At 63.0% G+C, this 22472-nt stretch carries 24 protein-coding genes, 1 tRNA gene and 4 pseudogenes; 18 read left to right on the forward strand and 11 right to left on the reverse strand.

Going from position 1 to position 22472, the window contains the following annotated elements; all coding sequences use genetic code 11:
- The first annotated feature begins 22 nt into the window (after nt 1–22).
- The 3 genes from exbB to AC0NID_RS07305 are packed head-to-tail and all read left to right on the forward strand — an operon-like array spanning nt 23 to nt 2460.
- Nucleotides 23–973 (forward strand): tonB-system energizer ExbB, encoded by a 951-nt coding sequence (gene exbB / locus AC0NID_RS07295; protein ID WP_473452226.1) that lies wholly within the window; start codon nt 23–25, stop codon nt 971–973.
- A gap of 15 nt (nt 974–988) precedes the next feature.
- A complete protein-coding gene (gene exbD / locus AC0NID_RS07300) occupies nt 989–1456 on the forward strand; it encodes a TonB system transport protein ExbD (RefSeq protein ID WP_473452228.1) in 468 nt (155 codons plus the stop codon).
- Nucleotides 1453–2460, forward strand: a complete 1008-nt coding sequence (locus AC0NID_RS07305) for a TonB family protein (protein ID WP_473452229.1) — start codon at nt 1453–1455, stop codon at nt 2458–2460. The genes exbD and AC0NID_RS07305 overlap by 4 nt, the downstream gene beginning before the upstream one ends.
- Before the next feature lie 53 nt (nt 2461–2513).
- On the opposite strand, the pseudogene AC0NID_RS07310 reads toward AC0NID_RS07305, so the two are convergent.
- A pseudogene (locus tag AC0NID_RS07310) lies at nt 2514–2744 on the reverse strand (RtcB family protein); the annotation flags it as partial.
- A gap of 15 nt (nt 2745–2759) precedes the next feature.
- Here AC0NID_RS07310 and AC0NID_RS07315 point away from each other — a divergent pair.
- A pseudogene (locus AC0NID_RS07315) lies at nt 2760–3841 on the forward strand (sigma 54-interacting transcriptional regulator); the annotation flags it as partial.
- 28 nt (nt 3842–3869) lie between these two features.
- Here AC0NID_RS07315 and AC0NID_RS07320 read toward each other — a convergent pair.
- The gene (locus tag AC0NID_RS07320; RefSeq protein WP_473452655.1) at nt 3870–4391 is read right to left on the reverse strand and encodes an ATP-binding protein; all 522 of its coding nucleotides are present in this window, start codon (nt 4389–4391) and stop codon (nt 3870–3872) included.
- Between AC0NID_RS07320 and AC0NID_RS07325 the strand changes: the two are divergent.
- The 10 genes and pseudogenes from AC0NID_RS07325 to AC0NID_RS07370 all read left to right on the forward strand — a co-directional run.
- Nucleotides 4314–4585: pseudogene (locus tag AC0NID_RS07325) on the forward strand (TolC family protein); the annotation flags it as partial. The gene AC0NID_RS07320 and the pseudogene AC0NID_RS07325 overlap by 78 nt on opposite strands.
- A gap of 124 nt (nt 4586–4709) precedes the next feature.
- Nucleotides 4710–5042 (forward strand): ArsR/SmtB family transcription factor, encoded by a 333-nt coding sequence (locus tag AC0NID_RS07330; RefSeq protein ID WP_473452231.1) that lies wholly within the window; start codon nt 4710–4712, stop codon nt 5040–5042.
- 13 nt (nt 5043–5055) lie between these two features.
- The gene (locus AC0NID_RS07335; protein ID WP_473452233.1) at nt 5056–5562 is read left to right on the forward strand and encodes an arsenate reductase ArsC; all 507 of its coding nucleotides are present in this window, start codon (nt 5056–5058) and stop codon (nt 5560–5562) included.
- Between the two features lie 13 nt (nt 5563–5575).
- Nucleotides 5576–6685, forward strand: a complete 1110-nt coding sequence (arsB, locus tag AC0NID_RS07340) for an ACR3 family arsenite efflux transporter (protein ID WP_473452234.1) — start codon at nt 5576–5578, stop codon at nt 6683–6685.
- Nucleotides 6682–7104 (forward strand): arsenate reductase (glutaredoxin), encoded by a 423-nt coding sequence (gene arsC, locus AC0NID_RS07345; protein ID WP_473452236.1) that lies wholly within the window; start codon nt 6682–6684, stop codon nt 7102–7104. Before arsB ends, arsC begins: the two co-directional genes overlap by 4 nt.
- Before the next feature lie 93 nt (nt 7105–7197).
- A complete protein-coding gene (gene arsH / locus AC0NID_RS07350; RefSeq protein ID WP_473452238.1) occupies nt 7198–7926 on the forward strand; it encodes an arsenical resistance protein ArsH in 729 nt (242 codons plus the stop codon).
- Nucleotides 7927–8077: 151 nt separating this feature from the next.
- Nucleotides 8078–8398: an ArsR/SmtB family transcription factor gene (locus AC0NID_RS07355; RefSeq protein ID WP_473452240.1), complete on the forward strand. Its 321-nt coding sequence runs from the start codon at nt 8078–8080 to the stop codon at nt 8396–8398.
- A gap of 51 nt (nt 8399–8449) precedes the next feature.
- A complete protein-coding gene (locus tag AC0NID_RS07360) occupies nt 8450–9838 on the forward strand; it encodes an NAD(P)-binding domain-containing protein (protein ID WP_473452242.1) in 1389 nt (462 codons plus the stop codon).
- Entirely contained in the window at nt 9835–11061 is a 1227-nt protein-coding gene (locus AC0NID_RS07365; protein ID WP_473452244.1) for an MFS transporter, read from the forward strand. Before AC0NID_RS07360 ends, AC0NID_RS07365 begins: the two co-directional genes overlap by 4 nt.
- A gap of 136 nt (nt 11062–11197) precedes the next feature.
- Nucleotides 11198–12697, forward strand: coding sequence for a helicase HerA domain-containing protein (locus AC0NID_RS07370; RefSeq protein ID WP_473452246.1), 1500 nt, complete (start codon nt 11198–11200; stop codon nt 12695–12697).
- A 9-nt stretch (nt 12698–12706) separates the two neighbouring features.
- Here AC0NID_RS07370 and AC0NID_RS07375 read toward each other — a convergent pair whose 3' ends face one another.
- The 8 genes and pseudogenes from AC0NID_RS07375 to AC0NID_RS07410 form a co-directional block, all read right to left on the reverse strand.
- Nucleotides 12707–13564: a bile acid:sodium symporter family protein gene (locus AC0NID_RS07375; protein WP_473452248.1), complete on the reverse strand. Its 858-nt coding sequence runs from the start codon at nt 13562–13564 to the stop codon at nt 12707–12709.
- Complete coding sequence (locus AC0NID_RS07380; protein ID WP_473452249.1) at nt 13561–13950, reverse strand: hypothetical protein; 390 nt, start codon at nt 13948–13950, stop codon at nt 13561–13563. The genes AC0NID_RS07375 and AC0NID_RS07380 overlap by 4 nt, the downstream gene beginning before the upstream one ends.
- Nucleotides 13951–14018: 68 nt before the next feature.
- Nucleotides 14019–14579 (reverse strand): HupE/UreJ family protein, encoded by a 561-nt coding sequence (locus AC0NID_RS07385; RefSeq protein WP_473452251.1) that lies wholly within the window; start codon nt 14577–14579, stop codon nt 14019–14021.
- A 20-nt stretch (nt 14580–14599) separates the two neighbouring features.
- Nucleotides 14600–15694: a tetratricopeptide repeat protein gene (locus AC0NID_RS07390; RefSeq protein WP_473452252.1), complete on the reverse strand. Its 1095-nt coding sequence runs from the start codon at nt 15692–15694 to the stop codon at nt 14600–14602.
- Nucleotides 15691–16515 (reverse strand): DUF4331 family protein, encoded by an 825-nt coding sequence (locus AC0NID_RS07395; protein ID WP_473452657.1) that lies wholly within the window; start codon nt 16513–16515, stop codon nt 15691–15693. The genes AC0NID_RS07390 and AC0NID_RS07395 overlap by 4 nt, the downstream gene beginning before the upstream one ends.
- 84 nt (nt 16516–16599) lie before the next feature.
- Nucleotides 16600–16839, reverse strand: a pseudogene (locus AC0NID_RS07400) (DUF4331 family protein); the annotation flags it as partial.
- 66 nt (nt 16840–16905) lie between these two features.
- Nucleotides 16906–18225: a Dyp-type peroxidase gene (locus tag AC0NID_RS07405; protein ID WP_473452254.1), complete on the reverse strand. Its 1320-nt coding sequence runs from the start codon at nt 18223–18225 to the stop codon at nt 16906–16908.
- Nucleotides 18226–18313: 88 nt separating this feature from the next.
- Nucleotides 18314–18913, reverse strand: coding sequence for a hypothetical protein (locus tag AC0NID_RS07410; protein ID WP_473452256.1), 600 nt, complete (start codon nt 18911–18913; stop codon nt 18314–18316).
- A 300-nt stretch (nt 18914–19213) separates the two neighbouring features.
- On the opposite strand from AC0NID_RS07410, the gene AC0NID_RS07415 reads away from it, so the two are divergent.
- Both AC0NID_RS07415 and AC0NID_RS07420 read left to right on the forward strand, forming a co-directional pair.
- Nucleotides 19214–20467 (forward strand): sensor histidine kinase, encoded by a 1254-nt coding sequence (locus AC0NID_RS07415; RefSeq protein WP_473452258.1) that lies wholly within the window; start codon nt 19214–19216, stop codon nt 20465–20467.
- A 5-nt stretch (nt 20468–20472) separates the two neighbouring features.
- On the forward strand, nt 20473–21117 hold the full coding sequence (locus tag AC0NID_RS07420) for a response regulator transcription factor (RefSeq protein ID WP_473452259.1): 645 nt from the start codon (nt 20473–20475) through the stop codon (nt 21115–21117).
- A 470-nt stretch (nt 21118–21587) separates the two neighbouring features.
- Here AC0NID_RS07420 and AC0NID_RS07425 read toward each other — a convergent pair.
- A tRNA-Ala gene (locus AC0NID_RS07425) sits at nt 21588–21663 on the reverse strand.
- A 161-nt stretch (nt 21664–21824) separates the two neighbouring features.
- Here AC0NID_RS07425 and AC0NID_RS07430 point away from each other — a divergent pair.
- The gene (locus AC0NID_RS07430) at nt 21825–22115 is read left to right on the forward strand and encodes a YggT family protein (RefSeq protein ID WP_023800489.1); all 291 of its coding nucleotides are present in this window, start codon (nt 21825–21827) and stop codon (nt 22113–22115) included.
- An 8-nt stretch (nt 22116–22123) separates the two neighbouring features.
- Complete coding sequence (locus AC0NID_RS07435; RefSeq protein ID WP_473452263.1) at nt 22124–22438, forward strand: DUF167 family protein; 315 nt, start codon at nt 22124–22126, stop codon at nt 22436–22438.
- Nucleotides 22439–22472 lie beyond the last annotated feature (34 nt).

Consider the following 22472-nt stretch of genomic DNA (forward strand, 5'->3'; position numbering starts at 1 on the left):
CGTGAGAATAAGGAAGAAACCCTTGTCCAGACATGGTTTTTTTGCCGCGTTGATCGCATCGGTCATCCTGTCGGCTGGCGGCGCTGCCGCCCAGGAGCAACCGGGCACGGCGCCGGCGATCGGGGCGCCCGCTCGCGCGCCTGGAGAGGCTGCGCCGGGCGCAGTCGTGCCACCGGCGACGCAGACCGGCGTGACCACGCCCACCGAGACCACGCCTGTCGAGACCACGCCTACCGGGACCGGTTCTGCGACGGCGACGTCTCAGACCCTGCCGCATGACCTGTCGCCATGGGGCATGTTCATGGCGGCCGACATCGTCGTGAAAGCAGTGATGATCGGGCTGGCCTTTGCGTCCTTCGTCACCTGGACGATATGGCTGGCCAAGTCGCTGGAGATCCTTGGCGGCAAGCTGCGCGCCCGCCGCGCGGCACAAGCGATCGGCAATGCCGCGACGCTGAACCAGGCCGGGCGCGCGCTTGGTCACAATAGCTGCCCAGGCACCCTGCTGGTGCGGGCGGCGGAGGAAGAAACCGCGCTTTCGGCCGGCTCGCTCGATCATGTGTCCGGCGACGGGCTGAAGGAACGCGTGACCTCGCGCTTGTCGCGCATCGAGGCGGCGGCGGCGCGGCGCATGTCGCGCGGCACCGGCGTGCTGGCGACGATCGGCTCGACCGCGCCCTTCGTCGGCCTATTCGGCACGGTCTGGGGAATCATGAACGCCTTCATCGGCATCTCGCAGGCGCAGACCACCAATCTCGCCGTCGTTGCCCCGGGCATCGCGGAGGCTTTGCTGGCCACCGCGATGGGCCTTGTCGCGGCGATCCCGGCGGTGGTCATCTACAACGTCTTCGCGCGATCGATAGCCGGTTACAGGCAGATCCTCGCCGACGCTTCGGCGGGGGTCGAACGGCTGGTCAGCCGGGATCTGGATTTCCGCACTGTCGCTCCGGCAAAGCCAATGGCCGCGGAATGAGCACGGAGCGACGCCATGGCGGCTAGAATTCGAGAAAACATTGACGGCGATCTCGAGGAAAACCATGAGATCAACGTCACGCCGTTCATCGACGTCATCCTGGTCCTGCTGATCATCTTCATGGTCGCGGCACCGTTGGCGACCGTGGACGTCAATGTCGATCTGCCGGGCTCGACCGCGACGCCCGCGCCGCGGCCGGAGACGCCGCTGTTCCTGACGCTGAAAGACGATCTCAGCCTGGCGATCGGCAACGACACCGTGCCGCGCGAAGCTTTCGCCGCCACGCTTGTCGGCAGGACAAAAGGCGACAAGCAGACGCGCATCTTCCTGCGCGCCGACAAGGCGGTGGGCTATGGTGAGCTGATGGAGGTGATGAACCTGCTACGCGGCGCAGGCTATCTGAAGATCGCACTGGTCGGCCTGGAGACCTTGCCCGCGGCCGACGCCGCGACACCGGCGCCGCAAGACGGAACAGGCCAATGACACCGCTGGCCACCGCTTCACCCACGGTTGGCCTGCCGCGCTTCGGCGGGCGCCAGATTGTCTTGTGGGCGGCAGCGGCGGCAGTGGTCCTCGCGGCGCATGTCGTGATTGCCTATGCGGTGCAAGACTTGAGACCGGCCGAGATGGATGGCGGGCCGCCACCGGCACAAGTGATCGAGCTGTCGCCAATGGTGATCATGCCGCCGGCGGAGGCTGACGTGTCGGATGTGGTGACGCCAGATCCGGCGGAGCCGGTGACGGAGCCCGAACCTCCCGTCGAGACGGCGGAGCCGGTGGCCGAGTCGCCCGTCGAGCAGGCGGAGCCGCCGGCCGAGCCGTCGCAAATGGCTGCGACCGATGCGATCGAGCCCACACCGCCGGCCACGGCGGAGCGGGTCGACCAGCCGCCGCTGGAGGAGGTCGTGCCTGATATTGTCGAGACCGTCGCACCGGACGTGGTCATTCCGCTACCGCAACCGAAGCCAGTCGAAACCCCCGTCGAGACCGAGGTGAAGAAACGCGTCGAACCCAAGGCGAAGACGCCGGTCAAGGTGAAGAAGCAGGCCGAAGCCAAGGTCAAAAAGCCCGTCGAAAAGACCAAGCAGCCTTCGAAAAAGGACAAGGCCGCATCGCCCCGGACGAAGACGGCCAGCGTCGCCGCGAAGTCCGCGCCCAGGGCGGCCGCCCCGAAATCGGCCAAGGCGACCTCGGCATCTCGGGGAGACTCATCGAGGTGGAATTCGCAGCTGAGTGCGTGGATAAGACGGCATACTCGCTATCCGAGCGCCGCGAAGGCCCGAGGCGCGCAAGGCAGCCCGAAAGTGACGTTTACGGTCGATGCATCGGGTCGGGTGCTATCGGCCCGGTTGGCCGGTTCCTCCGGTGATCCGGACCTAGATCGTGCCGCGCTCCGCGCATTGCAGGGAGCCAAGGTGCCGACGCCGCCGTCGGGACTCGGTTCCCGCATAACCCGTACCGCGCCCTTCCTGTTCAACCTGCGGTAATTGGTCAAGGCGACTGGGTGCGGCATTGCTGCTCGCACCCAGCGACGTCTTCGCTACGGCTGGCGCCCCTGTTGCGAGCGCGCCTCCCTTTTCTTGCGCCACGGCGCGTTGGCTTCCCAGTCGCCGGCCATGATGCAGCCATAGGGCATGACCTCGTCGACGATCTCCGCCAGGCCAAAATGCTCTATCTGGCGGCGCATCGAAGCGGCGTTCTTGTAGGCGCTCGGCAGCTCGGAAATATCCGTCACGCCGGAGAAAAAGCGGGCATCGATGTCCTTCGTCTCTTCCGCGAAGATATCGAACGCGACGAGGCGACGTCCTTCCTGAAGTCGGGCATTGCCACGCGCAATCCCGCCTTCAACCAGATGATCGACCAGATCGAGAAGGTGGCGGTCAAGTCGCGTGCGCCGGTGCTGCTCACCGGCCCAACGGGCGCCGGCAAGTCGCAACTGGCCCGGCGCATTTACGAACTCAAGAAGGCGCAGCGGCAGGTGTCCGGCGCCTTCATCGAGGTCAATTGCGCGACGTTGCGCGGCGACCAGGCGATGTCGACGCTGTTCGGCCACGTCAAGGGCGCCTTCACCGGCGCCCAGAACGAGCGCGCCGGCTGATGAAATCGGCCAACAAGGGCGTGTTGTTTCTCGATGAGATCGGCGAACTCGGTCTCGACGAGCAAGCCATGTGCCTGCGCGCCATCGAGGAAAAACGTTTCCTGCCGGTCGGCGCCGATCAGGATGTCATGTCGGATTTCCAGCTTCTCGCCGGCACCAATCGCGATCTGTCGATCGGCGTGAAGGAAGGCAAGTTCCGCGAGGATCTTTTTGCACGCCTGAACCTGTGGACCTTCCAGCTTCCGGCCCTGCGCGACCGCAAGGAGGACATAGAGCCGAACCTCGAATTCGAGTTCCGCCGGTTCAGCGAGCGCCGGGGACAGAATGCCACCTTCAACAAGGAAGCACGCGAGCTCTATTTGAAATTCGCCATGGCGCCCGATGCCATGTGGCGAGCGAATTTCCGCGACCTCTCGGCCTCAGTCACGCGCATGGCTACCCCGGCGCCGCTTGGCCGCATCAACGAAGAAGCCGTACGCGACGAGATCGAGCGCCTGACGGCGCTGTGGCGAGCCGGTGACGCCAGCGATCGGGAAGCGATCCTGCTGGACGTTCTCGGTCCCGACCGCCAAAGCCGGATCGACATATTCGATCAGGCGCAGCTTGCCGCTGTGCTGGAGATTTGCCGCGGCAGCAAGTCCATCAGCGCGGCCGGACGGAAATTGTTCGCGGTCTCGCGGCAGCAAAAGACCAGCGGCAACGATGCCGACCGGCTGCGCAAATATCTCTCGCGGTTCAATCTGAGCTTTGAGGATGTTGCTCGAGACTGATCAGGATAGCTCGCGCACGCGTCCAGAATCAGGAGACTGCGTCGAAAACCACCCTCTGGGAAAGGCCGCCGCCGGCGCGGTTCTCTAGCGTGATGGCGCCGCCGTGGCGTTCTATGATTTCCTTGGCGATGGCGAGGCCGAGGCCGGCGCCCGGAATGGACTGCCGGCGGCCGGGATCGACGCGAAAGAAGGGCTCGAACGCCTTGCCGAGCAGCTCCGGCGGAATGCCCCGTCCGCGATCGGCGATGGTGAGGTGGCGCGGGTGTCGGCTGCGGACAGGGAGACGCCGCAGCCCTTGCCATGCGTGGCGGCATTGACGATCAGGTTGCGCAGCGCGCGGCGCAGGCCGAGCGCGCCGGCCCTGACCGAGACCTTGTCGAGATGGCCGATCGAGACGGCATGGCCGAGCGAAACCATCTCGGCCTCGATGTCGCGGACGAGCCGGTCCAACTCGACCGGCTCGACGGCATTTTCCTCGGCGAACTCCTATGGCGACGCCGCGCGCATCGCGCGTACTCTTTACAAGTCCGGGGAAACGAGCCTTCTCGATGTGCTAGACACCGAACGGTCGCTTTATTCGGCCGAGGACGATCTGCTGCAAAGCCGCGTGGCGATCGCGACCGACTACATCGCCCTCAACAAGGCCCTCGGTGGCGGCTGGGACGCACGATCGATACCGCGAAGCCCGAGATCGTCGACGTCAAGACCGGTCCCCGGCTGGCGTCGAAGCCTATGACGCAGTGAAGAAGGTGCGCCATATTTTCCGCGCGCTGAACGATTGCGGGGTGAAGGTGATGAGCTGCTTGCCCATGTCATCCATCTGTCATACGTTGGCCATATACATCGATAATTCGAGATTCTAGGATACATGGATAAGAACACCGCTCTTCTCGCATTAGCAGCTCTTGGCCAGGACACCAGGCTCGAGGCGTTTCGCCTACTGGTGCGGGCGGGCGCGGACGGTGTTCCCGCCGGCGAGATCGCCTCGCGCCTCGATACGGTGCAGAACACCATGTCGGCGCATCTGAAGGTCCTCGGCCATGCCGGCCTCGTACGGGCCGAGCGCGACGGCCGGACGATCCGCTACGTCGCCGACATGACCGGCTTCCGCGACCTGCTTGCCTATCTCATGGAGGATTGCTGCAACGGCGCGCCGGAGCTGTGCCGGCCCGTCATTCAAGCTGTCACTTGTGAATGTTGAAGGAGGATGCGCGATGAGTGAACCATACAACGTTCTTTTTCTCTCCACCGGCAATTCGGCACGGTCGATCCTTGCCGAAGCCATCCTCAATCGGGTCGGAGCCGGCAAGTTCAAGGCTTATTCGGCCGGTTCGCACCCAAAAGGAGAGGTCCATCCTTTCGCGCTCCAGCTCTTGAAGACTCTCAACCACGACACGTCGTTCGCCCGTTCGAAGGACTGGGAGGAATTTGCGGCTCCCTGCGCTCCTGAAATGAATTTCGTTTTCACCGTCTGCGACAACGCGGCCAATGAATCCTGCCCGATCTGGCCGGGACAGCCGATGACGGCGCATTGGGGCGTGCCCGATCCTGCGGCCGTGGAAGGCACCGACGCCGAGAAGCATCTGGCCTTCGCCGAAACCTACCGCATGCTCAACAATCGGATCTCGATCTTCATCAGCCTGCCGATGAACACGATCGACAAGCTCGCCTTGCAGAAACGGCTGGATGAAATCGGCCGCGATCTACCGAAGGCCGGTTGAGGAGGGACGCATCGTGACAGATCACGTTCTGAACGCGGGCGAGGCGCCGCGACCCGGTATAGGTTTCGTCGAAAAGTATCTGACGGTCTGGGTGGCTTTGTGTATCGTCGCGGGTGTCGCGCTCGGCCACCTGCTGCCGGGCGCGTTCTCCGCGATCGCGGCGGCGGAGGTCGCGAAGGTCAACCTTCCCGTAGCCGTACTGATCTGGCTGATGATCGTTCCGATGCTTCTGCGGGTCGATTTCGGTTCGCTTGCCAAGGTCGGCACCTATTGGCGCGGTATCGGCGTGACGCTGTTCATCAATTGGGCCGTGAAACCGTTCTCCATGGCGCTTCTCGGCTGGCTCTTCATAGGCTGGCTGTTCCGGCCGTTGCTGCCCGAGGCGCAGGTCGATTCCTATATTGCCGGGCTGATCATTCTCGCCGCCGCCCCATGCACGGCCATGGTGTTCGTATGGTCGAACCTGACGCGTGGCGAGCCGAATTTCACGCTCTCGCAGGTCGCGCTGAACGATGCGATCATGATCGTCGCGTTCGCGCCCATCGTCGGGTTGCTGCTCGGTCTTTCGGCGATCACAGTGCCCTGGGGCACGCTCGTGTTGTCCGTCGCACTTTACATCGTGCTGCCGGTCATCGTCGCGCAGCTCGTTCGAGGCCGGCTGCTGGCGACGAAGGGACAGGCCGCGCTCGATGCGCTTCTCGCCAGGATGCAGCCCTTGTCGCTCTTTGCCCTGCTGGCGACGCTGGTGCTGCTGTTCGGCTTTCAGGGCGAGCAGATTATCGGCCAGCCGCTGGTGATCGCACTGCTGGCGGTGCCGATCCTGATCCAGGTCTATTTCAACTCCGGACTTGCCTACCTCCTCAATCGCATGTCGGGCGAGCGGCACTGCGTGGCCGGACCATCCGCCCTTATCGGAGCGTCGAACTTCTTTGAACTGGCCGTTGCCGCCGCGATCGCACTGTTCGGGCTGAACTCGGGCGCCGCGCTCGCAACGGTTGTCGGCGTGCTTATCGAGGTGCCCGTCATGCTGTCGGTCGTATGGATCGTGAACCGCAGCAGGGGCTGGTACGAGCAGGGCGCTGCGGTCAGGAGCACGATGTCGACGGAAAAGGCCGCGCAATGACCATCACCATCTACCACAACCCCGGCTGCGGCACCTCGCGCAACACGCTCGCCATCATCCGGCGGTCCGGCGAAGAGCCTGATGTGATCGAGTATCTGAAAAACCCGCCATCGCGAGAGCGGCTGGTCGAGTTGATCAAGGCGATGGGGATGACGCCACGCAAATTGCTGCGCGAGAAGGGTACGCCTTACGCCGAGCTCAATCTCGGCGATCCCAAATGGACCGATGATGAGATCGTCGATTTCATGCTGGCGCATCCGATCCTGATCAACCGGCCGATCGTGGTGACGCCGCTCGGCACTATTCTGGCGAGGCCTTCGGAAGCCGTTCTCGACATCCTGCCCAACCCAAATATCGGCCCCTTCGCCAAGGAGGACGGCGAGGTGGTCATCGACGCCGAGGGTAAGCGCGCAGGCTAGATATTTCGACATTTTTCGAATTTGTTTTGACACCGTGATGAGCGGTATCTATCTATTTCGATGAGATTCGAAATATGAAGGAAGCCTTGGATCATGACATTAGCCGACCAGGCGGAGTCCCTTCCGAACATCCAGATGGAGCAGTTCCCGGCGATCGATCAATCGGCGCTGTTCAATGTGCCCGTCGCCGCTCACAAACCTCGAATTCTGATGGTCTACGGCTCCTTGCGGGAGCGTTCTTATTCCCGGCTGGCCACTGAGGAAGCTGCACGTATCTTGACCTGGCTCGGTGCCGAAGTCCGTATCTTCAATCCTGCCGGTCTGCCGTTGCCGGATTCGGCGCCTGCCGATCATCCTAAGGTGAAGGAGTTGCGTGAGCTGTCGCTGTGGTCCGAAGGTCACGTCTGGTGTTCGCCCGAACGCCACGGTTCGATGACCGGTATCATGAAGGCGCAGATCGATTGGCTGCCATTATCGCTGGGCGGAATGCGGCCCACTCAGGGCCGGACGCTTGCTGTCATGCAGGTTTCCGGCGGCTCACAGAGTTTCAACGCCGTCAACCAGCTCCGCATCCTCGGCCGCTGGATGCGGATGGTCACCATCCCCAACCAGTCGTCGGTGGCCAAGGCCTTCAACGAGTTCGACGAGGCTGGCCGCATGAAGCCGTCTGCGTACTATAACAGGATCGTCGACGTGATGGAGGAACTGATGAAGTTCACGCTGCTCCTGCGGGATCGGACCGGATATCTCACGGACCGGTATTCCGAGCGCGTCGAAAGCGCCGAAGAGGTCGCCAAGCGGGTTAATCAGCGGTCGATTTGAGGGGTGGTTGCTCCTCTTCGGAGTCGTAGCTGGATACACGATCATCCTGGTCGGTCTCACAAGCGGCTGCGATCGGATACCAGTATACGGATAATTCGATAATGTTCGAAATAGTATTGACTCGGCGCTGCTTCGGGGCTAGCTTACTTCCATGAAACTCGAACAAGCAGCAAAACAGCTTGAGGCGCTCGGCAATCCGACGCGACTCAAGCTTTATCGTACGCTGGTGAGGGCAGGTGAAACCGGGCGACCGGTCGGATACCTGCAAGAGACACTTGGCATTGCCGCGTCGACCTTGTCGCATCACCTCCACCGGCTGATCCTGACCGGCCTGGTCACCCAGGAACGCCAGGCAACGACGCTGATCTGCCGTGCCAATTATCCTGTCATGGACGATCTCCTCGGTTTTCTTGCCGATGAATGTTGCGCCGATGCCGCATGCAGCCCGGCTGTCGGCGAGGCGGCTGCGTAGCTCTTTTTTTGGCGAATATTTCTATAATCCCAGAAGTATAGAAGGTGTGTCATGATTTCTCACAGCAATCTCCCGGTCGCGATCATCGGCGGCGGACCTGTCGGCCTGGCGGCCGCCGCCCAGCTTGTCAGCCGCGGTCTTGCGGTCAGGGTTTACGAGGCCGGTCCCGGGGTCGGCTCGAACCTTCTAGATTGGGGCCATGTGCGGGTTTTCACGCCGTGGCGCTATTGTGTCGACACCGTCACCCGAAGGCTTCTCGAGAGTCACGGCTGGCAAATGCCCGAGTTGGAGGCGTTCCCCACGGCCGGAGAGATCGTCGACCAGTACCTCGCGCCGCTCGCAAGGCTTGCCGAACTGGCGCCGTCGATCGAGACCAATGCCCGTGTCGTCGCCATTTCCAGATGGGGCGCCGACAAGGTCTTGAGCAAGGCGCGGGAGACGCGGCCGTTCATGCTTCTGGTCGAAACCGCCGAGGGCACGCGCCGGGACAGCGCCCGTGCCGTCATCGACGCTTCCGGCACCTGGCAAACGCCGAATCCGCTCGGCGCGGGCGGCTTGCCGGCCGAAGGTGAGAGGGAATTAGGAGACCGCATCGCCTACGGCATACCGGATGTTCTCGGCCGCGACCGTCATCTCTATGCAGGGCGCACGACATTGGTGGTGGGTGCCGGCCATTCCGCCGCCAATGCCTTGCTGGAACTGGCTGGGCTCGCGGAAACCGAACCGGACACCTCGGCACTATGGGTGACGCGCGGCACCGACCTCGTTCGCATCTATGGCGGCGGCGATGCCGACGCCCTGCCGGCGCGGGGCGAGCTCGGTTCCGATGTCCGGGAGCTCGCCGAGAGCGGACGCGTGCGGCTGGTGACGGGCTTTGCCACAATTGCCATCCGCGAGGTCGACGGCCGCGTGGTTGTCGAAGGCCAGACAAAGGACGGATTGCGCACACTCGGGCCCGTCGACCGGATCATCGCCGCGACGGGCCAACGCCCCGACCTCGCCTTGACCCGAGAGCTCCGGCTGGATCTCGATCCGTGGCTGGAAGGCGTCAAGGCGCTGGGGCCGCTGATCGATCCCAATGAGCATTCCTGCGGCGACGTCCCGCCGCATGGTCACCGCGAGCTCAGCCACCCCGAGCCCGATTTTTACACGGTCGGCGTCAAAAGCTATGGCCGCGCCCCGACGTTCCTGCTGCTGACAGGCTATGAGCAGGTCCGCTCGGTCGCCGCAGCGCTCGCCGGCGACATGGCTGCCGCCGATGCCGTGCAGCTGGTGTTGCCCGAGACCGGCGTCTGCACTGTGCCGGTGTCTGTTTCGGGCGCGTTGTCCCAGGGTTGCTGCGGCGGACAGGCGCCGGCGGCGGTCGATGCCTGCTGCGTTGCGGACGCCGAGGCAAAGGCGGGCGGCAAGGCAGGATGCGGTTGCGGCGTCGCGGCATGAGCCTTGTGCCGACTGCCACGGCCGTCATGCGCCGCCGCCGCACGATCGTCGCGGCATTGGGCGTAACGCAGATCATAGCATGGGGATCGTCCTACTATCTCCCGGCCGTCATTGCGCCGACGGTCGCGGCCGAGACAGGCTGGCCGCTGGCATGGGTTGTTGGAGGGCTGTCCCTCGGATTGCTGATTGCCGGGTTGATCTCGCCCTATGTGGGGATTGCCATCGAGAAGCGTGGCGGACGAAATGTCCTGGCGATCAGCGCCCTTTTCATCGGGATCGGACAGATTGGGTTGGCTGCCGCTCCCAACCTGATCATTTACATAGCGGCGTGGCTGGTGATTGGACTTGGGATGGGAGCCGGTCTTTATGACGCCGCCTTTGCGACCCTGGGTCGCCTCTATGGCCATGGAGCAAGATCGGCCATCACCAGCCTTACGCTCTTCGGCGGCTTTGCAAGCACCATCTGCTGGCCGCTCTCGGCCTTTCTGATGGGGGAGATCGGGTGGCGCGGGGCATGCCTGACCTATGCCGCCGTGCAATTGCTGATCGCGCTGCCGCTGTATCTCCTCATCCTGCCGCGCGGCGTTGCCGGTTCCGCTGGCCAAGCCGACCAGAACATGGTCATGGCTTCCACACCAAGGACGAGATCGACGCCGGTCATGGTCATCCTGGCGATAACCATAACGCTCGCTGCGGTCATATCCTCGACCCTCTCGGTCCACCTTCTGACTGTCCTCCAGTCGAGCGGCATGGCGCTGGCCGCCGCGGTAGGGCTGGGCGCGCTTGTCGGTCCGTCTCAGGTCGGCGCGCGCGCAGTCGAGATGGTCATTTCCCGCTATCACCACCCGATATGGACAAAGGTCGTGTCGGTCGGATGCGTCGCGATCGGGGTGTCGGCTCTCTGGATGGGAATGCCGATCGTCCCGTTGGCCCTGGCGTTTTACGGTGCCGGCATCGGCCTGGAATCAATTGCCAGGGGAACGTTGCCACTGGCCCTGTTCGGCGCCTCCGGCTATGCCAGGCTTATGGGTCGTCTGGCCATGCCAAGCCTGATTGCTCAAGCCGCCGCCCCTTCCATGGGCGCGCTGCTTATCGAACAAGCCGGTGCGCATGGCATGCTTGCGGTGCTGTCAGCACTTGCATTGGTCAATGTGGTGCTGGTCGGCGGACTCGCGCTGCTGCTTTTCCGGCCCGGAGCCACGGGAATCGAGTCCGTTTCATAATCGCCGAGCGCTATGAAGTCGCGACGTCACAATGGCCAGCAGCGTACAGCCTGTGCGCAACACCGGGCGCCCGGCCATGCGCGCTCGACGGGCTGCGGTCGGGTTGATAAGCCCTCTCCCCAAGGAGAGTCGAGACATGACCGTTGCGATCGAGATGGGCCACACGAGCGCGGGCGCCCCGGCGGCCCTGGATCTTGAGGAGTTGCTGGCGACCCGCCTGCTGGTGCAGGGCAATTCGGGCTCCGGCAAATCGCATCTGCTACGCCGGCTGCTGGAGCAGAGCGCCCCCTGGGTGCAGCAGACCATCATCGACCCCGAAGGCGACTTCGTGTCGCTGGGCGACCGGTTCGGCCATCTGGTGATCGATGCCGAGGAGCATACCGAGCGCGGCCTGCAGAGCGCCGGCGAGCGGGCGCGCATCCACCGCGTCTCCACGGTGCTCAATCTCGAAGGGCTCGACGCCGAGAACCAGATGCGGCGCGCCGCCGCCTTCCTTGGCGGGCTTTTCGAGGTCGCCCGCGACCACTGGTACCCGATGCTGGTGGTGGTCGACGAGGCGCAGCTGTTCGCGCCGGCCGTGGCCGGCGAGGTCCCGGACGAGGCGCGCAAACTCTCGCTCGGTGCCATGACCAATTTGATGTGCCGTGGCCGCAAACGCGGGCTGGCCGGCATCATCGCCACCCAGCGGCTGGCCAAGCTCGCCAAGAACGTCGCGGCCGAGGCTTCCAATTTCCTCATGGGCCGGACCTTTCTCGACATCGACATGGCGCGCGCCGCCGATCTTCTCGGCATGGAGCGGCGCCAGGCCGAGGCTTTCCGCGACCTGGAGCGCGGGCATTTCATGGCGCTGGGCCCGGCGCTGTCGCGCCGTCCGCTGGGCTTGCGCATCGGCCCGACGGAGACAAGTCCGCGCAACGGCAGCCCGCGCCTGATGCCGCTGCCGGAAGCGGCTTTGGAGGATGCCCGCGCGATCATCCTGGCAGCCCCGCCGCCCGAGACCGTCCGGCCGCAGCGCCGGGCGTCGCCGGACCTGCTCGATCAACTGATGGCGGCGAAGTCGGCGGCGCTGGAAATCCGCCCGGAAGCGGTGGAGCCGCCGATCAGCGCCGAGGATTTGGCGGAGCGGCGCGAGCGGGTCGACCGCGTCCTTCGCGCCGTGCTGGCGCAACCCGACGCGGGTTTTCGCGTCATCGGCGTGCTCTATCAGGAATTCGTGGTCCGCTGCCGCATCGAAGGCCTCGCCTCGGTCGTGCCGGATCTGCCCGAGTTCCGCCGCATGCTGACGCGGGCGCGGGCCGGCCTCGGTTCCGACATGGCAGGCGATGACGCCTGGCAGGATGTCTCGGTGCGCGCCTCGCTGCTGCCCGAGGATATGCAGGGCGTGTTCATGATGATCGCCCGCGCGGCCAAGGAGGGCCGGCCCTGCCCGAGCGACGCGACGATCGCCCGCGCCTATGGCTCGCACTCGCTACGCCGCGCCCGGCGCCTGCTGACCTATATCGAGGAGCAGGGGCTGATCGTCTGCCAGCTCGATGGGGTCGGAAGGCGGACAGTGACGCTGGTGGAACTGGCCTGGGCGACGGCGCCGGGCGATCCCAATGCGGAGGAGGTGGAGCAGGGGAGGTTGGCTGTGTGAGGGGGGCCGTCAGGGAAGCCGCCGCCCAAGATGCACGCGCCACCGGATGTAGGGAGCCGATACCAAAGCGCCGATCACCAAATGGTAGACGATCAGAGCCGCTACGCCGGGTTCGTCCGGGAAGTTGAGGCCGGCGATCGCCATCGCGATCCCGGGATGACGAGTGCCGCTGGCAAGCGCGAGGACCGTGCGGTTGCCCGGGTCCGGTCCACCGAGAAGATGGCCGACCAAGAGTCCGATTGCCGTGAACAGGATGAGGCAAAGCACCACTCCATCGCCGACCAGTCTCCAGAGATCCGGCCACGCGCTGATGCAGGTTGGAATGAGTGCCACCAGGAGCAGAACGCCCGCCATGGATGACAAGGGCGGGCCGATGCGCTCGGCAAAGTCCGGGGCCAGTCGGGCGATAATCATCCCGAGGATCAACGGTGCGAATATCGACAGCACGATCACGGAAAGCACTTTGCTCGGGCTAATGTGAAGCTGGAAAGGAAAGGCGTACTCCATGGCCTCGATGCTGATCGGCACGAGGAAAATCGCGACAATTGCGGCGGCGACTAGCAGTCCCACGGCGTAGTGCGCTGCTCCGCCTGCCGAAATCTGCTTTCCCGGGAGGAGCGGTGGCACCGGCGAGACCGCGAGCGCAACCAGCGCAATCTTGATGGCTGGATCGAGGTCGAACATCACGCTAGCCAAAACCACGAGAGCAAAGAGGATGACGTTCATCGCCAAAATGGAGCGAATGAGAAGACCAGGATTGCGAAAAAGGAAGGTCATGTCGTCGAGCGTCGTCTTCAATCCAAGTGCGAGCACGAGGACGAACAGACTGACCGCGAAGGCGAGCGAGATAATACCGGGGAGCGTCATGGCATAGCGCTCCTTTGCAGGCCTAGCGTTTGGTCCAAACAAAACCAGCGGCTGGCGTTCATGTCGGTCTTGTGGAACTGGTCCTGCCGCCGTCGACGGATGACCGCATGCGAGACATCCCTGCTAACGGTAACGGTAAAGAGGACGTCGATGACCGCGCGACTCCGATCTCCGATCATCTCGAGCACGCTGGTGATTGGAAGGCTGCTCAACCGCTGCATCAAGAGTGCGAAGATCAGCATGCTCACGATGAGCAGTGCGAGGACGACCAGGATGGAGAAGAGCGGCACAGTCGCCGATCCGTCCCGGTCCACCCAAGCCAATGTCGCGAGAGAGATCCGCGGCAGCGCAAAGCCGAGAACGATACCGGTAACCACGTAGGTCATGGGGATTAGCCAAAGTGGCATGTTGATCGGCCTGGTATTGTCGGGAAGCGAAGCGCGGCCCACTTGCTCTAACCTTCGCCGTTCCACTTGAAAGGAGCCGCCCCATCACCTTTACCCACGTGAGCGCCTGAGCCGATCAGCAAACCAAGCCCGATGCCCGCCGCGTGAAGGACCGCGGCGGCGGCTGCAAGGCCGACACCGAAAGGGAGCGATTCTGCAGTACCCAGCTCGGCTCCGTGGGCCGAGCCGTGACACAAGGCAAAAATGCCGGCCAGCGACGCGCCGAGCACGGTTGGAAGTCGGATCGGGGCGGCAATGGCAACGCCGGCTGCGAGGACGGAGACCAGGATCATTGATTCGACGGACGGAACGTCGATTCCGGCGATTGACAGCATGTAGCCCGCGGTCATCGACCCGATGAAGGTAGTCGGGATGAGCCACTGAGCTCGCCCACCGACCGAGACCGCCCACATGCCCACGGCGACCATGACGACGATGTGATCGAGGCCGAAAAACGGGTGTGAGAAGCCAGACAGGAAGGACCCATGGTACCCTGAAGCGACATGCGCGAAGGCTGGTGCGGCATTTGCGAATACACCGAGCAGGAGACAGGCGAGACGCTTAAGCATTGGGCTTCCTCCTGTTTCGATTACGTGGCATCGCCGAGTTCATTAACGCTGTCGGTTGGACGCACCGTGGACCCGCCTACGCGTGAGTCGCTGGGGCACGCGGCGAGTGCGGTGGAGAACAGCTGGCGTGCCTTTGGCGTGTCACGAATCTCAAGATTGAGGCGTGCGAGATCCAAGGCTTTTCCCGGATTGTTCCCCATTGAGAGCCAGAAGTGTGCGCCGTGATCGGCGAATGCAGCCGGGTGCCGTGCGATCAATTCTTCGTACCGCACCTCGGCGCGCGCCTGCCATGCATTGGATTCATCGATGCGACCGATTTCTCGCAGAATGCCCGCAAGTTCAGCGGCGTAGTCCGGATCGTCGGCGTCGGCAGCCAGGCGCTTGAGCCTCGATATCGCGGCAGCCCGATGGCCCAGCACAAACTCGACTTCGGCCAAATGGCCTTCAGCTCGAGCGTAAAATGGCAGGCGCCGCCAAGCCGTGAGAAACCAATGGAGAGCACGTTCTCGATCCTTCGCCATCCACATGTGCCCCCGCTGAAACTCCAGCTGGGCCAGTTCAAACGGAGAGACGCTTCGGTAACGGCGGTAACTTTCGTCGAACCAATGTTCTGCGGCGTCGGTCTCGCCGAGATCGGCGTGCAGAGAAGCCAGGCCGGCAGCGCTGTCGAAATCCGGGAAAACATCCGCGATGCACTGGCGAATTGTCATTGCGTCCCCGTAGCGTCCAACCGCCTGCAGGATTGCAGCCTTCTCGGCGTCGACTTCACGTCCCGACAAACCGAGCTGCATGGCGCGTTCGAGGTCCTGCATCGCTTCCGCAAAGCGATGCAGGCTCGCGCGCGTCCGGGCTCGCGTCAGGAATGCCAGTCCGTCCTCGGAAAACGCTTCGGCGAGTCGCTCGGCAAGATCCGAGGCCCGCTCATAGTCGGCGATGCGACCAAGAATCTGCGCTTTGAGCGTGACAAGGTCGATGAGCTTCGCCCATGCGACGCTCGTCTTCTCTCCGCTCGCAGCCCGACGCTCGTAGCCATCGATTTGGGCTGTGAGATGCGACAGCGCGATCGCGCCATGGGTGGTGCGGATCGTGCCGACCGAAGGCGCCGCGCCGTTCATGTAGGAATACCCACAAGCGGCGCGAGCTTCGGCGGCATCGGATTCGGAGGCGACAAGTACGGGAAAACCTTGGGCGCCGGCATCGCCGTCTGGTCGACGCCATCTGAAATGCGCGGACCATTGCGTTTGTTGATGAGGATGGTGAAGAGAGAATCGACGACGTCGTGGTTGACCCAGCGGCCGCCGCAGGTCTTGTGTTCCGTACCGTCGAGCATGGCGAGTTCGATCTCGAGATAGCCGTCCTCGTCGAACGACTTGGACATGTCCACCACCAGGAAGTCCGCGAGGAGCATTTCCGTCAACGGGTGCGTGCCGTTCTTGTCGAGCGGCCAGTCGGTCTTTCCGTCAAGGCTGTCATAGGTCGACATGCTGCCGTTGAGGCGCGCCCGATAGGCACCGAGGTAATCCGGGCGAAGCTTGAACCCGTCCTCTTCGCTATAGAGGTCCCGAACATCCAAATCGCGGTTTACGGTGTCGGCCGCCTTGTCCATCATGATGAAGTTCTTGATTTCGGGGCGGCCAACACGGTCGAGGCGTGCCCGAAACGAACCATTGGTCGCGGTTTCGGCAACGATGGCGACAAGCGAGCTCGCGTTCGCACCAAACAGCTTCCCATGCTCGACTTCGACGACAATGCTGAGGACATTTTGACCCTCAACAGAATTCACCGCAGTTATCGGGGGAATCTTGCGCGTCATGCGTATCCCCCCCGAAAACAACTGATCGACGAAGAACGGATCCAGCCGGCAACCGCCAAAGATGTGGACGCCGTTACTTTGCGCGCCCCCTTCATCGCCGACGCGGACTGTAATGTCGCCCAACGGGCTGCGGCACACTCCTGTCTGCACCATCCGATCGCCGCTCATCTTCGGTACGTCGAAGGCGAAGCTGAAGTGGCACTCCTGGTCTCCGACTGCGAAGGCGGCCGCCGGCCCGCTTGCCGCTATACGGATGGGGCGCACCCGGAGCCGATAGTCGAGTGCATCCGAAAAGAAGAGCCTGGTCGCCTCGATCTCCTTGAACGGGAAGACGCACATCATGAGGACAAGGTTGCCGGGACGCTCGGGACTGGGAAACGCAAACACGTCTGTAATGTCGATCTCGGGATTGGCGATCGACCTAGGGCCAGCTCCATGATCGGACATTTTCTTTGCTCCTTCGATTGCGTGAGAAACGGGCCAGAGCTTCCGTCCCTCTCGCCCGGCCTCCTCTTAAAGGCCGCGTTCGGAGATCCACCGGAGCGCTCTTAGCCCTGGCAGGAAGAAGTAGGCGCCGCCCCTGACTGTGGTGAATGCCGGCAACCCCGTGATCTTCCTGCGGATCGGACGCTTCGGGATCTTGAACTCAAACGTCCCGTCCTGGGTGCCGATGATCGGATCGTGCTCATTGCCGAGCTCGTGAAAGTCCTTGTCGTTGATCCAGACGTTCTGCGCGAATTCGAACTGGCGGACGAGGCTTGCGCAGAGCACGAAGGCGGCAACACCGCGCTCGCGGCCGTCTTCCGGTGAGGCGTCCGCAAGCGGCGGTCCATAGGTTCCGCCGCGCCGAAGCATCCGTCGCCGGTTCATGTTGGCGGCCGTGTCGCGCGGGTTCATCCGCCGGATATGGGCGCCGAGCGGTACCGCGTAGCCGAGCGGATCCATCTTTCCGTAGTCGAAATTGTTGTTGCGCTGGCGATCTGCGGCGAGCGCGGGGTCATCCTTATCGGGCGACAGCACCAGCGGCGCTCCGCTTCGCCAGCGTCCCATCAGCTTAGCGGCGAGCAGCTCCTGCTCGTCGGGCGTTGCGGCGTTCTGGCGAAGGAAGTCGCGGAATGCGCCGACATGCTCCTGCAGCCGGCGGTAGGCCATGAAGCTGCCGTTGCGCGACAGGACATCTGGCTCCGGCAAACCGTGAACCGGGCCAAGCTCGTCGTCGTAGCCAAGGATGAACTCGCCGGCCTTTAGCGGCGCCCCCGATCCCGGCGACGGTTCAACACCGGTGCCCTCGATCTCCGGCGTCGTGAGCCGGTCGCGATAGCCGAAGTGATCGTGAGCATGGTCGAAGGGTGGCGTCGCCTCGAGATCGAGCGAAGACAGGACCTTGACACCGTGGGTCTCGGCGAGGAAGGCGTCGTGCTCTTTTATGCAGCGACCGCGTTCCTCCTCCGAGCGGGCGAAGAGGATCGCGATCGCATGCAGGTCCGGGCTGGCAAGTCCTCCCACCCAGTGGTCGGGATGGTTGGCGCCGGTGTCACCGAGCATCCTGGCGCGCGCAACCATGCCCTCCCGAAACTCTGCCGGAAAGCTTGCGAGTGACCCCTCGTCCACTCCGACCGCTCGCAATCCGTTCCATGTGAACGCGACGGAAACCCACCGCTTCTCGGAATCGACCGAAGCAGTGGCCGCCGCTGTGGATTCAACGGTGGGAAGCACACGCCGGAGCCAGGCTCGTCCCTGTGCGGGCGTTCCGAACGAGAGGAACTCATACCGGCCCGTTACAGCCGGCACGCGCGTCAGCAGCATGTGTTGGATATCGTCGAATTCGAGCATGAGCGCCTCCGAGTCTGCAACGTTGCAGCATGAATCGATCGCCGAACTGAGCGTCGATGTGGCGCCGCGATATTGGGGATGCCGACTCCTATTGCATGTTGTCGAGCATCTCCGACAAGGACTGCTTGATCCTCAAGGCCTTCTTGACCTCATCCGCAGAGACGAATGGATACTCGCCGTATTCGAGGAAGCTCGGGCAATGGTGCTCGCGCACGAACCTAATGAAGGCGTCGGGATTCGTCTTCCAGTCCTCAGGGAAACCTTCGAGGTTCGTGAAGACGGTGGTGAGGCCAAGCGAGGTGAAGAGCATCACGGCGTCTTCCGTGTACTTGTCGAAGTCGGTATCGAAGTAGCCTTGGTACATGAAGTAGGTGGCGCCTTCGATTGGGAACAGGAGCCAGCGCAGGTAGTGCAGCTTCAGCACGGCGAGCGCGTCGGGTGTGCCGGCGATGGCTGACTCGATGGTCTGGCCGTGAGCGCGAACAGCCTCTTCTCGGCCTGGCTTGACCTTGGCGATGATCGTGAAGCCGTAATTCGCCGGGGTCTTCGGGAAGAGTGGTCCGTAGCGCCCGTTCTCCTTCTCAAAATACCCTCCCTTCGGGATCGCCATTGCCCATGGGCGGGTCCAATCTCCTTCTTTTGCAGCCGCCTTGACTCTGGCTGCAGCCTCGTTCTGATTGTCTGCCATTCTCGCCTCCATAGCGCTAACAGGCGCGTCCCAGCCGTTGCCATTCTGCTTTGGAGGCTTCCAAGGTCCCCCTGGCACGACGAGAAAGCGAATGGGTTTCAGAGGATAGAGATAACGCGCGGTGGAACTACTGTCCCCAAGGCCATGTACCTAGGGACAATACGCCGTACATCACTTCCATTTGTCCGGCGGGACGCCCCGATGCAACCTCGGTATTTTTTGCCGATTGCGGTAAAGTCTGATAGCGTGGGCTGCGGCTCCAAAGATGACGCGACCCACGAGAGCGCAAGGGGTCGAGCGATGCGCGTGTCCCACGGATTCGTCCTTTCGATTGCCGCTCTATTGATCTTGACCGTTTACGCCGGCGCGAGGGCGGTCACGCTGTACGTCGAGAACCTGGATTTGGGCCGGTTCCATGGCGCCGGCTACGAACAGAGCCTCAGCGAACGCTTCGCCATCAAATACCAGGACAGTCCGGTCGGAGTGATCTTGACGGTCGGTTCGGCCGCCCTCGACCACGCGATTCGGTGGCGTCCCGAGCTTTGGCCGGGCGTTCCGATTGTTCTCGCCTTCGTTGATGAGAAGTCATCTGCCGATGTCGAACTTCCCACCGACGTGACCGGGCGCCTCGCGCGGCTTCGCCAAGCGGACACGGTAACTGCCGCGGAAGAAGTTGATGGCGAGGTTCGGAATCGCGTCCCAAGTCTTTGGCAAGATTATGGTTGGGAACTCGCAGCGATCACGGTCGCGCTTGTCTTGCAGACCGTCCTAATCATAGCCCTATTATACGAGCACGGCTGGCGCCGAATAGCCGAATTCGAGGCAAGTCAACGCATGGCCGAGCTTGCGCACATGAACCGTTGTGCGACAGCCGGGGAGCTGTCGTCAACGATGGCGCATGAACTCAACCAACCGCTTGGGGCCATCCAGTGCAATGCGGCGGCGGGGCAACGGCTTCTCGCAACCGGCAGTCCTGATCTGGAGGAGATCGGGCTGATTCTTAGAGACATCAAGCGCGACACCGTGCGGGCGAGCAGTGTGATCGAGCACATGCATCGCCTGTTGAGTAAGATGCCCTCCGAAACACGGGACGTGAACCTCGACGAAGTCATCCGTGAAGTCTTCGAATTCATGTCGCCACAGGCTTTGGCGGCAGGGGCACGGCTTGACCGGGTTCCAACGAGGGGGACGTTGGTCGTAAGGGGTGATCCCGTGCAACTGCAACAAGTCGTCCTGAACCTCGTATTGAACGCCCTTGATTCCGTATGCTCCAGGCCTTTGGGTGAGCGCCGGATCGCGGGCTTGACCCATCCATCGGGCACCTCGCTGGTTGAGGTCGCCATTTCCGATTCAGGGCCTGGAGTGCAGGAGGATCGGCTCGCAAATATCTTCGAGCCTTTCGTTACGACAAAGAGCAAGGGACTAGGAATGGGGCTGCCCATCGCCCGCTCCATTGTCGAAGCTCACGGTGGGCAAATTTGGGCTGAAAAACGCGACAGTGGCGGCGCCGTGTTCCGTTTCAAACTGCCCCGCGCAACCGCGCGAAGGCAGTGATCGCAATGACGAAGATCGTTCACATCGTCGACGACGACGCATCCTTCCGCGAAGCAATCGCCAGACTCCTGCGGACCGCCGGCTACATCGTCTCCGAACATCAAACTGCGGACGATCTGCTGGAACGCTTGCCCGACGGAGCCGATCCCGTCTGCCTGCTTGTGGATGTGCGAATGCCAAACCTGAGCGGCCCGGAATTGCAAGAGAGACTTAGTGGCTTGGGACTTGCGTTGCCAATTATCTTCCTGACGGGTTATGGCGACATTCCCACGACCGTCCGTGCCATGAAGCATGGAGCAGAGGACTTCCTCACCAAGCCGGTCAACGAGGACGAGCTGTTCGACGCCATCGAGAGGGCGATGGCTCGTCAGCGTCGTGCACTATCCCGGCGGGACCGACTGGGAACGCTCCAACAGCTTGTTGAGAAACTCACTCCCCGTGAGAGGCAGGTGTTTGAGGAGGTCGCGCACGGCCGCCAAAACAAGCAGATCGCTTTCGACCTTGGCACGACGGTTAGAACGATCAAGGCCCACCGTCAGCGCGTCATGGAGAAGCTCAACGCCAAGTCTGTGATCGAGCTTGTCTCGATTGCACGATCGCTCGCAATCCTGCGCGATGATGCCTTATCGGAGGATGACTCACTGCACTGAATGTTCGTACCAAGGATACGCATCGGGCGAGTGCCCGAGTTGGCCCGCGGAGCAATATGAATCTCCAACTCCATTTACTAAACTCGCCTACGGGCGCTGGGGGCGGGAGCAGCACTATCGCCCTCGGACTCGGAGACGCTGTCAATGGTTTCATGGCGTTGCAGAAGCTGACCTTGGCGCTTATCTCCGCAAGCCGTTCGGCGAAGCAATTTGATTGATGCGATCATGCGGGCAAACCGCGCGGTCAGCCCAAACAGAATCCGCCGTGCCTCCGGGTATCTGCAGGATGGTGGAAGGGCGGGATCCTGGTGCCCGAAGCGATGACGATGCGCTGCTAGACCTGCACGCAGCTGGTGCCGAGCGTCATGATCAGCGGGTGCACGCGAAAGACGCCGACGCCGATGACCAGGATGAGCACCGCGGCACCATCGCAAGCCGGCACCTGCCCAATCTCCTTTGGGAAATTCCGCTGGTGGAGCTGAGGAGGATCGAACTCCTGACCTCGTCATTGCGAACGACGCGCTCTCCCAGCTGAGCTACAGCCCCGTCCAGCGGATGGGCGCATTTATCGGGCGCGGCGGTTTCCTGTCAAGACGCCGTTTGGCCCAAAAGCCGCGCGGCCTGCCATCGAGCCGGCGTGCCGCGGCAGCTGGCTCTTGCCGCCTTCGCCCGCAATGGCTACATGTCGGCAACAATTGGAGACCGGCATGATAGCCCTCATTCAGACCATTGTCCTGGCGCTTGACATTTATTGGTGGATCATCATCGCTTCGGCGATTTTCTCCTGGCTCTACGCCTTCAACGTCGTCAACTCGCGCAACCAGTTCGTCGATAGCGTCAGCAACATGCTCTTCCGGCTGACCGAGCCGGCGCTGCGGCCGATCCGCCGCTTCTTGCCCGACCTCGGCGGCATCGACATTTCGCCGATCATCCTGCTTCTGATCCTGTTCTTCCTCCGGCAGTTCCTGCTCACCACCGTGGCGCCGCTGGTCGTCTGAGCCATTCCATGAGCGCGCCGTTCCGCTTGCGTGACGACGGCGTCGATCTGTTCGTCCGGCTGACGCCGAAAGCGGCGATTGACAGGCTCGAAGGCATCGAAACGTCTGCCGACGGGCGAAGCCATCTCAAAGCCCGCGTCCGCGCCGTGCCGGAAAACGGCGCCGCCAATCAAGCGCTCGAACGGCTGATCGCCAAGGCGCTGGGGGTGCCGCGATCGGCCGTCTCGGTCGCCGCCGGCGGCACGGCCCGGCTGAAGACGCTGCGCGTGCTCGGCGATCCGGCGGCGCTGTTGAAAGGCGTCGAGCTGCTCAGCATCGCTTGAACCGTCTCATTCCTTCGCGCCCCCTCTGTCCTGC

This window comes from Mesorhizobium sp. WSM4821, from assembly GCF_055901555.1.